Raw genomic sequence first — 14,625 nt, forward strand, 5'->3', positions numbered from 1 at the left:
GATCCCCTCGATCGCGGCACGCAGCACGTCGCCATCGGTGTCACCCAGGACGAAGGTGCCGCGCGAGGTGCCGTCGCCGCGGCGAGCCATGGCGAACCGGGTGCGGACCCGGGCCCGCTCCTCTTCCTGGCGCAGCTGCTCGCCGAGGTGCTCGTCGTACCCGTCGGGGTCGATGACCTCCAGCACCCGGTGCGCCAACCGCTGCAGACCCTCCAGGTCGTGCTCGCCGGCCAGGGCGATCAGGTGCGTCTCGGCGTCGGCGCGGGGCTGCTCGTCGACCCAGTCCGGAAGCGCGCCGACGGCCTTGATGATGATCGCCGCCTGATCGGTCGACAGCTCACCGCGACCCCACGCCTCACGGGTCGCCTCGCACCCGGTGCCCTTGGACAGGCCCACCAGCTTGGACGCCGCACCCTTGGTCATGTTCGCGGCTGCGGACAGCCACGCGGTCGTCGAGGCCGCACCGTCGTCCTTCGCCAACCCCATCTGATCGACACACCCCACCAGCCGCGACATCGTCGCGTCCAGGGCGGTGCGGGTGCGCTGCACCGCCACGATCACCTCGCGCACCTCAGTGCCCGTCAACTGCCAGGGCTCGAGCTCGGCGAGGTCATCGGCCAGCGACGACAGCTGATCCACGATCACCACNCGCAACCCAAAATGGCGACTTGGAGGTCGTCATGAGTCGCAGACGCGCGGACGGGAGCGCGATCCCAACCTGCCCTCGGGGGCACGAGAACACGGACGTGGTTCGCGCGGGAACCTACGGCGCAGGGTCCGCCAGGCGGCAGTTGTGGTGGTGCCGACCCACCGACGGAACCCCGAAGCACCGGTTCGCGGAACGTCTCCCACGCACCCTGCTCGCCTCGGCGGACGACCACGCGTGCGCGCACTGCGAGACGCATCTGGCGGTCTTCGAGGGGCCGCAGCATGCCCGGCAGTACGAGCACGCTGCCCGGACCATCGCGAACGCGCTCGCGTCGATCGGTGTGGGCGGCTCGTACCGGCATGCGGCGTTCGTGGCCAGGCGGGTGGCCGGCGGGGCGAAGACGTGGGACGTGAAGAAGCGGACCCACCCGGGCCGGGCGGGCGGGAACGGGACCCTGGCCGCGGACTGGGTCGCCGCGTTCGCTCCGGTGGTGACGGCGCCGGTCTTCGACGCGGAGGTGTGGCCGGAGGTCGTGGCGCTCGACGAGCTGCCGTTCAAGACCACGTACGCGGTCCCCGGGACACGGCACAAGCACCTGACGAACTGGGTGATCTGGGGTGCGTACGCGCACTACCGGTCCGGGCCGGGCCGCCTGTTCCGGTTGGGGTGCTCGGGGCAGCTGAACTCGGTCAAGGCGGCCGAGTGGCTCCTGACGGTGCCGGGGCGTCCGAAGTACGTGGTGTGCGACGGCGCGAAGATGTGGCCGAAGGCGATCGCGTTGGCGTGGCCGCAGGTGGTGGACGAGGAGACGGGCGAGATCCTCGAGGAGAGCCCGGTCATCGTCCCGTGCCGATGGCATCTTCAGCAGCAGATGCGCGAGCAGCTCAAGACCGCGTCCATCCTTCCGCCGCGGGACGCGCCGGCGCCACGGCCGGTCACACCGGCACCGAGGTTGCGCCTGGCGAAGAACAAGAACCTGCGGGTCCAGGCGGAGTCACCGCAGGAACGGCGGCATCGCACCTTGCTGCGCCAGGGCGACGACCCGGAGACGCACCCGATCACGATCGCGACCCACAAGGCGCTGAAGTCGGTGAAGGACTGGGACGCGTGCCTAGCCGAACTCGACCGGTGGCAGGTCAACACGATGGCCGCCTGGATGCGCCGCAACTCGCACATCCGTGAGGAGCTCGCGACCCGGCCGTCGTGGTTGCCGAACTCAATCGGCGGCCTGGAGAAGCAACTCGCGCAGGTCAGGGCCATCGTCGGGCCGCGGTCCAAGGTCCTGAAGAACCAGCCCCGGACTCAGCGGATGCTCGACCTGGTCACGCTCCACCAGCGGGGCCTGGACAGCGTCGACGAGTACGCGACGCACATCCGCCGGCACCTGGACCAGAACGCCGGAACGGCCCCGGACCAACGCCAAGGCGTGACCGGGACCGTCCCCATGTACTGACTTCAGAAGCCCGCCTGAGCCCCATTCGGGGCCGGCGGAGGGCTGGTGGTGGTGAACCCCTCGATCTGCGACCAGGACACTGCGCTGGGCTGACCTGGGAGGAAGCCGAAGCCGCTGATCTGGTCAAGGAACACGAGGTCCTTCGTGATGCCGAAGATCTGGCCCCGGACGGTGCGGTCATCCTTGAGGTTGACGCTGATGGTGTGGCCCACGGTGAGCCCCCAGGTGGTCATGTCGTCGAGCTTGACCTCAGGATCCTGCGCGGTCTCAGCGGTCCTGTCTGCCATGTGTACCTCCAGTGTTGGCCGCCACGGTGGCGGCGTTCCCGCCTGACGGTTCGGCGTATCGTCTGACGGCGCACGCACCCGCTAGAAGCTCGCCTCGGCGTCCTGCTTAGTGAGGACCAGGGCTCGCATCGTGTCGACCCAGGATTCCCGCAGGTGGGGGTCGGTAGCCCGGTCCCGCTCGAGAAACATGACCGCGAGCTTCCGGTCGAGGAGGTCTTGGGCCCCGACCGTCGGAAGCCGCTCGTGGAACCTCCCCTCGAAGACATCCGCCTGGACGACACCGTGGCCGAACGCTTCTCGCAAGGCCTCGTACGAGCCGACTGGTCCGAAGGCTGAAGGGTGGAGACCGTTGTGCTCGAGCAGGCCGAGGAGGGCTGCTTCGCCCTCGGCGAACGTTGTGCCGCGAGGTAGCGCGGCTACCGCCAACGCTTGCGGCGCACTGTGGCCGGCGGCCACCGCGTCCTCCGCTGCGACGACGACCTGCTGGACCACCGGGGTCATCGGGGCCTGTCCCTGGACGAGCGCCGCGGCGAGCGGGCGCAGGGCGTTGAGGAGCCGGTCGCCGCCCTGAGGTTCGTCCATGACCTTCATTGTCCAGCGTTGCGGGGCCCAATGCACGGCACTTGCGGCTGACCCGAGATGTTCCGGCAGCGCACCGTCCGTCGTCTGGTCGTCTCTCATGCCACTGTGATCACACCAGCCACAGATTCCATGCGCTCTGGTATCAACGGAATGCGTCACTGAACACCTGTTCGAACAAGTCCAATCTACTACCGCCCACCGACACACGTCCCGCGTCGTGCACAGGGCTCAGCGCACCTCGAAACCGCTGTGGCCCGAGGGCTCCCGTTCCGTCACGTCGACGCCCGTCACGACTGCCCTGGGCGGGCCGGTGCGGCACCAGTCGAGCATGTGGGCGACGGCGTGGTCCGGTCCCTCGAGCTCGGCCTCGACCGACCCGTCGGGACGGTTCGCGACCCACCCGGCGACGCCCACCCGGGTGGCCTCCTGCTGGCACGACGCCCTGAAGAACACCCCCTGGACGGTGCCATGGACGATGACGTGACGACGGGGCATGCGCACCACCGTAATAGGGTCGCCGGGTGGATCGTCTCGAGCTCGTCGCCGACTGCGGCAGCTGCTTCGGGCTGTGCTGCGTGGCGCTCGCGTTCGAGCGGTCGGCCGACTTCCCGGTCGACAAGGACGCCGGCGACCCGTGCGTGAACCTCGACAGCGGCTTCGGCTGCTCGATCCACTCGCGGCTGCGCGACGAGGGGTACCGCGGGTGCACCGTGTACGACTGCTTCGGAGCGGGTCAGCAGGTCTCGCAGGTGACGTTCGGGGGCGTGAGCTGGAGAGACGACCCGTCGACGTCGGCGTCGATGTTCGCGGCCCTGCCGGTCATGCGGCAGCTGCACGAGATGCTCTGGTACCTGGCCGAGTGCGTCGAACGCCCGGAGGCCCGGGGCCTGCGCGACGAGCTGGACGCTGTCACCGCACGCACGGTCGAGCTCACGCGCACCGACGCCGCGCACCTCGACGCGATCGACCTGCCCGCCCACCGCGCCGTCGTCTCACCCCTGCTGCAGCGCGTCAGCGCGCTCGTGCGCGAGCCGTTCGACGGACCCGACCACCGTGGGGCACCGATGTTCGGCGCGAGGCTGCGCCGTGGACGTCTGAGAGGAGCGGACCTCCGCGGCTCGATCCTGATCGCCGCCGACCTGCGCCAGGCCGACCTGCGGCAGGCCGACCTGCTCGGCGCCGACCTGCGCGACGCCCGCCTCGACGGAGCCGACCTGACGGGCTGCCTGTTCCTGACCCAGACGCAGGTGGGTTCGGCGAGGGGCGACGCCGCGACGCTCGTCCCGCCCGGGCTGCGGCGACCGGCGCACTGGGTCGCGTCGCCGTAGGCTCGGGGGATGCCAGACCTCACCGCCGTCGACGCCCTGAAGGAAGTGGCGTTCTGGCTCGAGCGGTCGCGAGCGTCGACCTACCGGGCGGAAGCCTTCCGCAACGCCGCCGCCGCCATCGACGACCTCTCGCCCGAGCAGGTCGCGACCCGCACCCGCAACGGCCAGCTCAAGCGGGTCAAGGGCATCGGCGACCGGACGTTCGGCGTCATCCGGCAGGTCGTCGAGGGCGACGTCCCCGAGTACCTGGCCGAGCTCCGCGACGAGGGTGCCGAGCCGTTGGCGTCCGGGGGAGCGGCGCTGCGCGCCGAGCTGCGCGGCGACCTGCACAGCCACTCCGAGTGGTCGGACGGCGGCTCGCCGATCGCCGAGATGGCACGTGTCGCACGGTGGAGGGGCCGCGCGTACCAGGTGCTGACCGATCACTCGCCGCGACTCAAGATCGCCAACGGGCTGAGCGCCGAGCGGCTGGCCCAGCAGCTCGACGTCGTCGCGGAGGTCGACGCGACGTACGACGACTTCCGGCTGCTGAGCGGCATCGAGGTCGACATCCTCGACGACGGCGGCCTCGACCAGACCGACGAGATGCTCGAGCGGCTCGACGTCGTCGTGGCGAGCGTGCACTCCAAGCTGCGGATGGAGCGGCGCGCCATGACCCGGCGCATGATGACCGCGGTCGCCGACCCGCACACCAACGTCCTGGGGCACTGCACGGGGCGCCTCGTGCAGGGCGGACGCGGCAAGCGTCCGGAGTCGGAGTTCAACGCCAAGGCGGTGTTCGCGGCGTGCGCCGAGTTCGACGTCGCGGTCGAGATCAACGCGCGCCCCGAACGCCAGGACCCGCCCGACCCGTTGATCGAGATGGCGCTCGACGCGGGGTGCCTGTTCTCGATCGACACCGACGCGCACGCGCCGGGCCAGCTCGACTTCCTCGATCTGGGCGCCGAGCGCGCGGACGCAGCCGGCGTCCCCGCCGACCGCATCGTCACGACGTGGCCCGTCGAGCGCCTGCTCGAGTGGTCGCACGCCAAGCGCTGAACCGCCGGGTCGTCAGGCGAGGCTGTCGGCCAGCTCACGCACCTGGTCGGGCGTGACGTCCACGGCGACGCGCCCCGTGACCTGGTCGTAGACGTCGATGAGGCCGCTGAGGTCCTTGACCATGCGGCGCGCGCGGGCGGGTCCGTTGGCGCAGTCGGCGCGGCACTCGCCGGCGGCGACGCGGTGCGCGACCACGAGTGCGGCGAGGGCGTACGCCTCGGCCGCCTCGAGCTCGGGGGAGAGCGCGAACGGGAACATGCGCGACATGCCGACGTGGAACTCCGCGTGCTCGGGGTCGAGGTCGCCGTCGGCGACGGCCGAGCCCATCGCCGACGCGAAGGCCGCGCGGACGTCGTCGTCGGTGCCGTCGCGACCGATCCACGTCTCGGCGTGCTCGATCGCGACGAGCGCACGGGACCGGGCGGACGGCTCGATCAGCGCGACGACCTGCCGCGCCTGGGCCAGTCGCAGGCGGGCGCGCAGCTCGGGCGAGTCGTCCGTCGTGCCGAACAGGCGTCCGATGAGCGGGACGAGACGCGAGCGGTCGCCGTCGCGCAGGAGGTCGTTGGTGGTGCGTGCCTCGTGGGCCAGCAGGGGGTGCGTGCACTCGGGGCGGTCGCTCCACTCCTCGCCGGCCAGCAGCGAAACGTACTCCATGACGCAGGCCTCGCCCTGCTCGGCGTCGTGCGAGCCGGAGGAGAGCGTGGGCAGGAAGTCGGGAGCCGTCATGCGTCCATCCTCCCGCGCCGGGTCAAGCGGGGCGAGCCGACGACTCAGTCGTTGCCGATCACGAAGACACGCGCCGTCCGGCACTCCTCGGGCACCTTGTCGTAGAACGAGCTCGAGGGCCCGATCGTCCCCTCGCCTCCGCCGGTGCTGATCCGGTCACCGAGACCGTAGGTCTCTCCGTCGATCGTCACGCGCAGCGGGTCGGGCGTCTTGATCGTCGTGCCGTGGGGCCAGATCACGACCATCCCGCCGCGCCCCTTGCCGTCGGAGCTGGTGCCGAGGCAGCCGCCCACGTCGGTGAGGACGGCGTCGAGCCCGACCTCGTCGGTCGGGGTGTCCTTGCCGACCAGCACGAGCGTCTCGCCGTTCTCGTTCAGCACCTTCTCGCCGGCGCTGCGCACCACGACGATCGCGATCAGGACGGCCGCGAAGGCGGCGACGAGGGCTCCGCCGACGATGCGGCGTCGTGGGGCGGTGCGGGTGCGGTCAGGTTCGGCCATGGCGCCATTGTCTCAGCACCGTCACGGCATCAGCGTGGCGGCGACCGTCAGCATGCCGGTGCGCGTTCCGACCTGTTCGACGGCCGTCGAGATCTTCGGTCGCCAGCGGGCGCCAAGGAGGGATGGACCCCTTGCCGCTCTCGTCGGCACGTGCTCGGTCCTCCGGGGGCTGGGAGTGCCGCTCGGAGGCAGTAGTCCTTTCGAGTCATATGTGAGCAAAACGTACAAGTTGTCTGTGACAGCCGTTAGCGTCACCTGGTCACGTTCATCGAGGGGGAGGAACCCACCAGCATGCCTGAAACACCGCGACCGTCCGAGAACGGCAAGCCCGCTCCCGGTTTCTATCCGGACGGCTCCGGTACGTCTCGCTACTGGGACGGCAACGGATGGACCGAGCAGACCGAGAGCGCCGGCTTCGCCCCGGGAGGACCGCCCGCCCGGACGAAGGCTGATCGTCCTTGGTTCAAGAAGAAGCGCATCATCATTCCGGGCGTGCTCGTGGCGCTCTTGGTCGTCGGCGGGGTTGCCGGCGGTTCGGAGAGCGATCCCGACGACAAGGAGGCCGCGGCCGCGGCGGCTCCCGCCGCTCCTGACACGACGGACGACGCCGCCGACGATGCCGCCGCCCAGGCTGAGTCAGATGCCAAGATCGCTGCGGCCGACCTGGCGAAGAAGACGGAGGCCGAGGCGAAGAAGGCGGCCGACGCGGCTAAGGCGAAGAAGGCAGAAGCGAAGGCCGCAGCGGCAGCCAAGGCGAAGGCCAAGAAGGAGAAGGCGAACACCGTCAAGGTGACGGTGGCGCAGATCCTGGGAGACTACGAGGCCAACGAGCTTGCCGCTGACACGAAGTACGAGGGCAAGATGATCCAGGTCACCGGGACCATCGACAAGATCGACAAGGAGATCTTCGGGAACGACTACGTCCTGAACATCAGTGACGGGTCCGAATACTCGTTCCTCACGGTGAACTGCAACGACATGAGCAAGAAGGCCCTGTCCAAGCTGACTGTCGGCAACGAGGTGACCGCGATCGGCAAGTTCGACGACGGCGGAGATCTGGGCGTCGAGCTGAAGAAGTGCAAGGTCGCCTGACGCAGCGCACACCAGAGCCACCGGTCCATCCACGTCGGAGTAGATGGACCGGTGGCTCTGCTTGTTCGAGATCGTGCAGCGGGCAACGGCAGCACGTTGCAGCTGGCGCTCCGCGTCTTGCTCACCCCACGCTTCGTCAACCGGTCGAGCTGTCGGCCGGCGCCGCGCTGGTGCGCCAGATCAGCGGTGGGGGCTCAGCACCGTCACGGCATCAGCGTGGCGGCGACCGTCGCGCCCAGCTCGGTCGCGGCGGCGAGGTGGGTGTCGTCGGGGTCGCCGAGGAAGCACAGGGGGTCGACGGCCCTCGACCAGCCGAGGCCCGTCGTGATCGACTGCATCGCCCGCTCTGCCCCGCTGGTGTCGCTGCGGCCGTGGACGTAGTAGCCGAACGGACGCCCGCGGGTCTCGGCGCTCGCGACGTCGAACGTGACGTCGAAGAAGTGCTTCACCGCGCCCGAGATGTAGCCGATGTTGGCGCTCGTGCCGATGACGTAGCCGTCGGCGGCCAGGACGTCGTCGACCGTCGCCTCGAGCGCCGGGCGGACGTCCACGTCGACGCCCTCGATGTCCTCATGCCGCGCGCCGGCCATTACGGCACCGAGGATGCGGGTCAGGTTCGGGGTGGGCGAGTGGTGGACGATCAGCAGTCGGGCCATGACGTCACGGTATCGACCACGCCGCCCACGGCCGCCGCACCGAGCGAGGAATCGGGGTTTGTCCGCACGGGGGCGGACAAACCCCGATTCCTTCGTCCCGATGAACCGGTCCGCCCGAATCGCACTGCGTGTTTGCGCTGGTGTGCCTAACATCGCGTATGGAGTTCGAGACCGTAGCGCGGGCCATTCTCGGCAACATCGAGAGGGTCATCGACGGAAAGCCCGAGGCCGCCGAGGCCGCGCTCGTCGTGTTCCTCGCCGAGGGTCATCTGCTGATCGAGGACGTGCCGGGCGTCGGCAAGACCGTGCTCGCCAAGGCCCTCGCCCGGTCGGTGAGCTGCTCGGTGCGACGCATCCAGTTCACCCCCGACCTGCTGCCGTCCGACATCACCGGCGTCTCGGTCTACAACCAGAGCGACCGCGAGTTCGAGTTCAAGCCCGGCGCGGTGTTCGCCAACATCGTGATCGGCGACGAGATCAACCGTGCGTCGCCCAAGACGCAGTCGGCGCTGCTCGAGGCGATGGAGGAGCGGCAGGTCACGGTCGACGGCACGACGTACTCGCTCGCCACGCCGTTCACGGTCGTCGCGACGCAGAACCCGTTCGAGATGGAGGGCACCTACGCGCTGCCCGAGGCGCAGCGCGACCGGTTCATGGCGCGCATCTCGATGGGCTACCCCGACGCGTCCGCCGAGCTCGCGATGGTGCAGCAGCGCGACTCGTACAACCCGTTCGACGGGCTCTCGGCCGTCGCCACGATCGACGACATCGCCGAGATGATCGCGGTCGCCCGGGCGATCCACGTGTCGTCGGCGGTCGAGCGGTACGTCGTCGACATCGTCCAGGCCACGCGCACCGACGCCGAGCTGCGCCTCGGCGCCAGCCCCCGCGCGACGCTCCAGCTCATCAGGGCGGCCAAGGCGCGCGCCGCCGTCCACGGCCGCGACTTCGTGCTGCCCGACGACGTCGACGCGCTGGTCCAGGTCGTCCTCCCGCACCGCCTGATCGCGATGCGCGGGGTGTCGTCGGTCGAGGACGTCGTCGCGCGCATCGTCGCCGAGACCCCGGTCCCGGCCGGCGCGGTCCACCAGAGCTGACGTGGCCCGCGACCGCTCGTCCGCGCTGCGTCGTGCGGTGACGTCCGTCGTCGTGACCCGACGGGGCATCGGGTTCGCCGTGGTGGCGATCGTGATGTTCGTCGCCGCGCCCGTGCTGTCGCTACCGGCGCTGCTCTACGTGACCGGTCTGCTGCTGGGGCTGCTGGTCGTGTCGACCGTCTTCGTGTTCGTCGGGCACTCCCGGGTGCGCATCGAGCGCTCGTTCTCGCCGCAGGTCGTGGCGCTCGGCAGGCCCACCCGGGCGACCGTCCGGGTCACCAACCTGTCGGTGCTGCCGTGCCTCGAGGCCGACTGGGACGATCGCCTGCCGGCCGGCGTCACCGGCGACCACACGGGCGCGCTGCCGTCGCTCGGCGGCAGCCGCGGCGCCGACGCACGGGCCACGTTCTCGTACGAGCTGCAGGGCCTGCGCCGCGGACGCCACCTCGTCGGCCCCCTGCGGGTCGACGTGCACGACCCGTTCGGCCTGGTGCACCGGCGACACACGTTCGGCGGAGTCGAGCCGCTCACGGTGCTGCCACGGCGGATCGACCTGCCGCCCATCACCCCGCGCGGAGCGGGCGACGACGGTGCGACCAGGCCCGCGCCGCAGAACGTCGGCGTCGGCGACGACGACATCATCGCCCGCGCGTACCTGCCGGGCGACGCCCTCAAGCGCATCCACTGGAAGGCCAGCGCCCACCGGGCCGAGCTCATGGTGCGGCAGGAGGAGAGCCAGGTCACCCCACGGGCGGCGGTCATCGTCGACACCGAGCCGTCGAGCCAGGGCACGGCCCGCGACCGCAAGGACACGTGGGAGCACTCGCCGGCCCTGGAGTGGGCGGTCACGGCGACGGCGTCGATCACGGCGCACCTGGCACGCGCCGGCTACGTCGTGGCGCTGCAGTCGAACAGCACGTCGCTCGACCGGGTCGTCGCCGAGGGGCACGACACGCTCGAGGACGCGATGGTCGACCTCGCGCTGCTCGAGCCCGATCCCGCCGACCGGCCCGGCCGGCACGACGCCGACGGCGCGGCCTTCGTCGTGCTCGGACGTCTGACGGTCGAGCGGGCCCAGCAGTGGGTCGCCGCGCTGTCGACGTCGCGGACGATCCTGGCGCTCGTGGCGCACGGCACGGCGGCCCAGGCGCTCGAGGTCCTCGACGGGGCCCGCTGGAACGTCGTGGCGTGGACGCCCGGCGACGACCTCGCCGAGGCGTGGGCCGCATTCGACGGCACGTCCCGACAGGGGGAGCCCGCCCGTGCTGCGCGCTGACCCGTCGACGCGGCCGCCGTCCGGGAGCGCCCGGCAGACGTGGTTCGACCACGGCGTCATCGCCCTGGCCCTGGTGCTGCTGCTCTCGGGCTTCGGCACGATCGTCGCGGGACGCGACTGGTGGGTGACGACGATCCTCGTCTCCCTCATGACGGGGCTGACGTGCGCGGTGCTGCGCGGGCTGGGTGCGCGATTCGTGGCCCCGGTCGCGATCGTCGTCGAGCTCGTCGCGATCGCCTGGATCTTCGTGCCCGAGACGCTCCTGGCCGTCGTCCCGACGCCGCAGACCGTCACGGCGCTCGCCGACCTGGTGGCGGCCGCGCAGGAGATCATCGTCGAGGAGCAGGCGCCGGTCGGTGCGGCGCGCCCGATCGTGCTGGTCGTGGCGGCGTCGTTCGGCCTGATCGTGGTCGTCGCCGACGTGATGCTGCAGCGGCGGCGTGCCGCCCCTCTGATCGGAGCCCTGCTGCTCGCGGTGTTCGCCACTCCGGCACTGATCGCGGGCGAGACGCCGCCCGTCTGGCTGTTCCTGTCGGTCGCCGCGCTGTGGCTCGTGCTGCTGCGGTCGCGCACCACGACGGTCGGTGCCTCCCGGCGCGGAGCGGGGCCGGCGCTCGCGCTCGGGGCGGGCGCGCTCGCCGCGGCGGTCGCGTTCCCCGTCGTCGCGCCGGACGTCAGCGCCGTCGCGGCGTCGTGGGGCAAGCCCCCGGCGACGGTGTTCGGGCGGGGCATCAACCCCATGCTCGAGCTGGGCCAGAACCTGCGACGCAACAGCACCACCACGGCCCTGACGTACCGCACGTCCTTCGACGAGGCGCAGTACCTGAAGGTCGCGACGCTGCGCGACTTCACCGGCAGGACGTGGCGCCCCACCGAGACCGTGCGCAACGACCTGTTCGAGGGCGAGATGCTGATCAAGGACGGCATCGAGGTCGACGAGGGGACGACCACGATCAACATCGACAACCTGCGCAGCTCGTTCCTGCCCGTGCCGTACCCGGCGACCGGCACCGTGACGGGCCTCGACGGCGCCTTCTCGTTCCGTCGGGCGGGCATGACGCTCTCGTCGCGCAGCGACGACTCACGGGGCGAGACCTACACCGTGCCGAGCCTCGACGTGAAGCCCACCGCCGAGCAGATGCGCGACATCCGCACGAGGATCGGCCCGGCGCTGGAGTCGTACCTCGAGCTGCCCGAGCGCATGCCGGCCATCATCGAGCGCACGGCCCGCGAGGTCACGGCCGACGCCGACAACGACTACGACCGCGCGCTCGCCCTGCAGAACTTCTTCCGCAACGGTGACTTCCGCTACTCCGAGACCGCGCCCGTGGCCGGCGACTACGACGGAAACGGCGTCGACGTCATCGCGGAGTTCCTGCAGGAGAAGGCCGGCTACTGCGTCCACTTCTCGTCGGCGATGGCCGTCATGGCGCGCTCGGTCGGCATCCCGGCGCGCATCGCGGTGGGGTACGCACCAGGCTCGGCGGGCGCGCTCGAGGACGGCGAGACGGTCTACACCAACACGTCCGACGACCTGCACGCCTGGACCGAGATCTACTTCCAGGGCGTCGGCTGGGTCCGCTTCGACCCGACCACCAGCATCGGCGACGCGACGGCCTTCGTCGAGCCCGTCGTCGACACCCCGGACGCCGAGACCCCCGACACCCCCGAGTCGCAGGCGCCCGCCCCGCAGCAGGGCGCCGACCGCCTCGACGACGCCGCGACGCCGCAGGCGCAGGCCGACGAGACGTCGACGGCGCCGCGCAGCGCGATCGTCACGCTGGCGGCCCTCGCGGTCGTCGGTGCCGTGCCGTGGGCGCTGCGCTCGTTGCGCCGCAGGTGGCGGCTCGCGCGCGGACGCGCGGACGTCGAGCCGCTGTGGCGCGAGCTCGAGGACGTCGCCCGAGACCTGCGCATCCCGGCCTCGGCAGCCGACACCCCCCGGGGGTTCGCGGGACGCCTGGCACAGCAGCCCGGCGTCGACCAGGCGTCGCTCGACGCGTTGCTGCGACGGGTCGAGCAGGTGCGGTTCTCGCGGGGCGAGCAGCCGGACGGCGACGGCGTCGGCGACCTGGTGGCGGTCACGTCGTCGCTGCGTGCCGGGGCGTCCGGGCGTCGTCGCCTGCTCGCGACGTTCCTGCCGCAGTCGCTGACCGGGCGGACGCCGGTGCGTCTGCTGCCCGACCCGGTCGGCACGTCGTCCCCAGCGTAGCGTCCGGCAGACTGGGGGAGTGAGCACCGCCGACGACCCCCTCGACGACGTCCTGATCGGGGGGCGCGAGAAGCGCGACATCGTGATCGTCGAGCACGACCCCGCCTGGGCGGCGCGGTTCGAGGAGGAGCGTGCCCGCGTCGTCGCGGCGCTCGGCGACCGGGCGCTGGCGGTCGAGCACATCGGCTCGACCAGCGTCCCCGGACTCGCGGCCAAGCCGATCGTCGACATCGACCTCACGGTCGCCGACCCCGCCGACGAGGACGCGTACGTGCCCGACCTCGAGGCGGCGGGCTACGTGCTGCGCGTGCGGGAGCCCGGGCACCGGATGCTCCGGACGCCGGAGCGCGACGTGCACCTGCACGTGTGCGCGCCGGGCAGCGAGTGGGAGCAACGCCACCTGGTGTTCCGCGACTGGCTCCGCACCCATCCCGACGACCGTCGGCGCTACGAGGACGTCAAGCGCGAGCTCGCGGCCCGGGACTGGGACGACATGAACGACTACGCCGACGCCAAGGACGACGTCGTCGCCGACATCATGGGCCGCGCCACCGCCCCCCGCGCGCCGGGCACGGGAGGCTGAGGCGGATCAGGCCTCGGGCGAGGGCGGGGTGCCGTCGCCGAACGGACGGCCGCCGAGTGCCTCGCGACCGTGCTCGGTCAGCCACACCGCGGGGTCGGGCCCGACCGGCACGATCTGCGTGGGGTTGATGTCGGTCTGCACGACGTAGTAGTGCTGCTTGATCTGCTCGAAGTCGATCGTCTCGCCGAAGCCCGGGGTCTGGTACAGGTCGCGGGCGTAGGCCCACAGCACCGGCATCTCGGTGAGCTTCTGGCGGCTCGCCTTGAAGTGCGAGTGGTAGACCGCGTCGAACCGCGCCAGGGTCGTGAACAGGCGGACGTCGGCCTCGGTGATCGAGTCGCCCATCAGGAAGCGGCGGTCGGCGAGGCGCTCCTCGAGCCAGTCGAGCGCCGTCCAGAGCCGGTCGTACGCCGCCTCGTACGTCTCCTGGGAGCCCGCGAAGCCGCAGCGGTACACGCCGTTGTTGACCTCGGTGAAGATCCGCTTCATGACGTCGTCCATCTCGTCGCGGACGTCGGCGGGCCACAGGTCGGGGGCGCCCTCGCGGTGGTGGTCGACCCACTCGGTCGAGAAGTCGTGGGTGATCCACGGGAAGTCGTTCGTGACGACCTCGCCCGACGCGATCTCGACGATCGCCGGCACGGTGATGCCGCGGGGGTAGTCGGGGTAGCGCTTCAGGTACGCCTCCTGGATGCGCTCGATGCCCAGCACGGGGTCGACGCCGCCCGGGTCGAGGTCGAACGTCCAGCTGCGCTTGTCGTGCGTCGGGCCGCAGTAGCCGATCGAGATCGCGTCCTCGAGCCCCAGCAGGCGGCGGACGATGATCGCGCGGTTGGCCCACGGGCAGGCCTTGGCCACGACGAGGCGGTAGCGGCCGGCCTCGACGGGCCACAGGGGCCGGTCCTGGCCCGACTCGTCGGGCTCGGAGCCGGCGGAGGGGTCGCGCACGATGCGGTCGGGGATGTAGTTCATGTCGCGGTCGAACTCCTGACCGGCGTGCACGTAGGCGCCCGTGGTCGAGTGATCGGTGCTGGTGTCAGACGTCATGCTGCTAGCCTAGGCGCGTGCTGCAGATCCGCTCGCTTCTTCTCTGCCGCGTCGAGGTCCTCTAGGTCGGACCCCTCGGCGCGGAGTTTGTCACGT

Annotated in this window: 15 protein-coding genes; 7 read left to right on the forward strand and 8 right to left on the reverse strand. The window is 71.1% G+C overall.

What is annotated here, in order from left to right:
• The 4 genes from ASD10_RS08760 to ASD10_RS08780 all read right to left on the reverse strand — a co-directional run.
• Window positions 1-639, reverse strand: a 639-nt coding sequence (locus ASD10_RS08760; RefSeq protein ID WP_235501791.1) for a DUF222 domain-containing protein, incomplete at its 3' end; no start/stop codon positions are given.
• Between the two features lie 1,465 nt (window positions 640-2,104).
• Window positions 2,105-2,389 carry a hypothetical protein gene (locus ASD10_RS08770; RefSeq protein ID WP_056607392.1) on the reverse strand — a complete coding sequence of 95 codons (285 nt, stop codon included), beginning with the start codon at window positions 2,387-2,389 and terminating at the stop codon, window positions 2,105-2,107.
• A gap of 81 nt (window positions 2,390-2,470) precedes the next feature.
• Complete coding sequence (locus tag ASD10_RS08775) at window positions 2,471-2,980, reverse strand: hypothetical protein (protein WP_056607394.1); 510 nt, start codon at window positions 2,978-2,980, stop codon at window positions 2,471-2,473.
• A 219-nt stretch (window positions 2,981-3,199) separates the two neighbouring features.
• A complete protein-coding gene (locus ASD10_RS08780) occupies window positions 3,200-3,466 on the reverse strand; it encodes an acylphosphatase (RefSeq protein WP_056610060.1) in 267 nt (88 codons plus the stop codon).
• Between the two features lie 26 nt (window positions 3,467-3,492).
• On the opposite strand from ASD10_RS08780, the gene ASD10_RS08785 reads away from it, so the two are divergent.
• Together ASD10_RS08785 and ASD10_RS08790 are read left to right on the forward strand one after the other, a co-directional pair.
• Window positions 3,493-4,299 carry a pentapeptide repeat-containing protein gene (locus ASD10_RS08785; RefSeq protein WP_056607396.1) on the forward strand — a complete coding sequence of 269 codons (807 nt, stop codon included), beginning with the start codon at window positions 3,493-3,495 and terminating at the stop codon, window positions 4,297-4,299.
• 9 nt (window positions 4,300-4,308) lie between these two features.
• Window positions 4,309-5,337 (forward strand): PHP domain-containing protein, encoded by a 1,029-nt coding sequence (locus tag ASD10_RS08790; RefSeq protein ID WP_056607398.1) that lies wholly within the window; start codon window positions 4,309-4,311, stop codon window positions 5,335-5,337.
• Between the two features lie 12 nt (window positions 5,338-5,349).
• Here ASD10_RS08790 and ASD10_RS08795 read toward each other — a convergent pair whose 3' ends face one another.
• Together ASD10_RS08795 and ASD10_RS08800 are read right to left on the reverse strand one after the other, a co-directional pair.
• Window positions 5,350-6,066 (reverse strand): hypothetical protein, encoded by a 717-nt coding sequence (locus ASD10_RS08795; protein WP_056607400.1) that lies wholly within the window; start codon window positions 6,064-6,066, stop codon window positions 5,350-5,352.
• A 44-nt stretch (window positions 6,067-6,110) separates the two neighbouring features.
• Window positions 6,111-6,566, reverse strand: coding sequence for a hypothetical protein (locus ASD10_RS08800; RefSeq protein ID WP_056607401.1), 456 nt, complete (start codon window positions 6,564-6,566; stop codon window positions 6,111-6,113).
• A gap of 291 nt (window positions 6,567-6,857) precedes the next feature.
• Here ASD10_RS08800 and ASD10_RS08805 point away from each other — a divergent pair, with 291 nt between their 5' ends.
• A complete protein-coding gene (locus tag ASD10_RS08805) occupies window positions 6,858-7,658 on the forward strand; it encodes a DUF2510 domain-containing protein (protein WP_082556109.1) in 801 nt (266 codons plus the stop codon).
• Window positions 7,659-7,861: 203 nt separating this feature from the next.
• Here the strand turns inward: ASD10_RS08805 and ASD10_RS08810 are convergent, their stop codons facing one another.
• Window positions 7,862-8,314 carry a flavodoxin family protein gene (locus ASD10_RS08810; protein WP_056607405.1) on the reverse strand — a complete coding sequence of 151 codons (453 nt, stop codon included), beginning with the start codon at window positions 8,312-8,314 and terminating at the stop codon, window positions 7,862-7,864.
• A gap of 158 nt (window positions 8,315-8,472) precedes the next feature.
• Between ASD10_RS08810 and ASD10_RS08815 the strand changes: the two genes are divergently transcribed.
• Genes ASD10_RS08815 through ASD10_RS08830 form a run of 4 tightly spaced genes read left to right on the forward strand, consistent with a single transcriptional unit; the run spans window position 8,473 to window position 13,482 of the window.
• Complete coding sequence (locus ASD10_RS08815; RefSeq protein ID WP_056607407.1) at window positions 8,473-9,411, forward strand: MoxR family ATPase; 939 nt, start codon at window positions 8,473-8,475, stop codon at window positions 9,409-9,411.
• A 1-nt stretch (window position 9,412) separates the two neighbouring features.
• The gene (locus tag ASD10_RS08820; protein ID WP_056607408.1) at window positions 9,413-10,687 is read left to right on the forward strand and encodes a DUF58 domain-containing protein; all 1,275 of its coding nucleotides are present in this window, start codon (window positions 9,413-9,415) and stop codon (window positions 10,685-10,687) included.
• The gene (locus ASD10_RS08825; RefSeq protein ID WP_056607411.1) at window positions 10,674-12,899 is read left to right on the forward strand and encodes a DUF3488 and transglutaminase-like domain-containing protein; all 2,226 of its coding nucleotides are present in this window, start codon (window positions 10,674-10,676) and stop codon (window positions 12,897-12,899) included. The genes ASD10_RS08820 and ASD10_RS08825 overlap by 14 nt, the downstream gene beginning before the upstream one ends.
• Before the next feature lie 19 nt (window positions 12,900-12,918).
• A complete protein-coding gene (locus ASD10_RS08830) occupies window positions 12,919-13,482 on the forward strand; it encodes a GrpB family protein (RefSeq protein ID WP_056607413.1) in 564 nt (187 codons plus the stop codon).
• Window positions 13,483-13,488: 6 nt separating this feature from the next.
• Here ASD10_RS08830 and ASD10_RS08835 read toward each other — a convergent pair whose 3' ends face one another.
• Window positions 13,489-14,529: a glutathione S-transferase C-terminal domain-containing protein gene (locus tag ASD10_RS08835; RefSeq protein WP_056607415.1), complete on the reverse strand. Its 1,041-nt coding sequence runs from the start codon at window positions 14,527-14,529 to the stop codon at window positions 13,489-13,491.
• Window positions 14,530-14,625 lie beyond the last annotated feature (96 nt).

It is taken from the genome of Aeromicrobium sp. Root472D3 (assembly GCF_001426485.1).
Taxonomy (GTDB): domain Bacteria; phylum Actinomycetota; class Actinomycetes; order Propionibacteriales; family Nocardioidaceae; genus Aeromicrobium.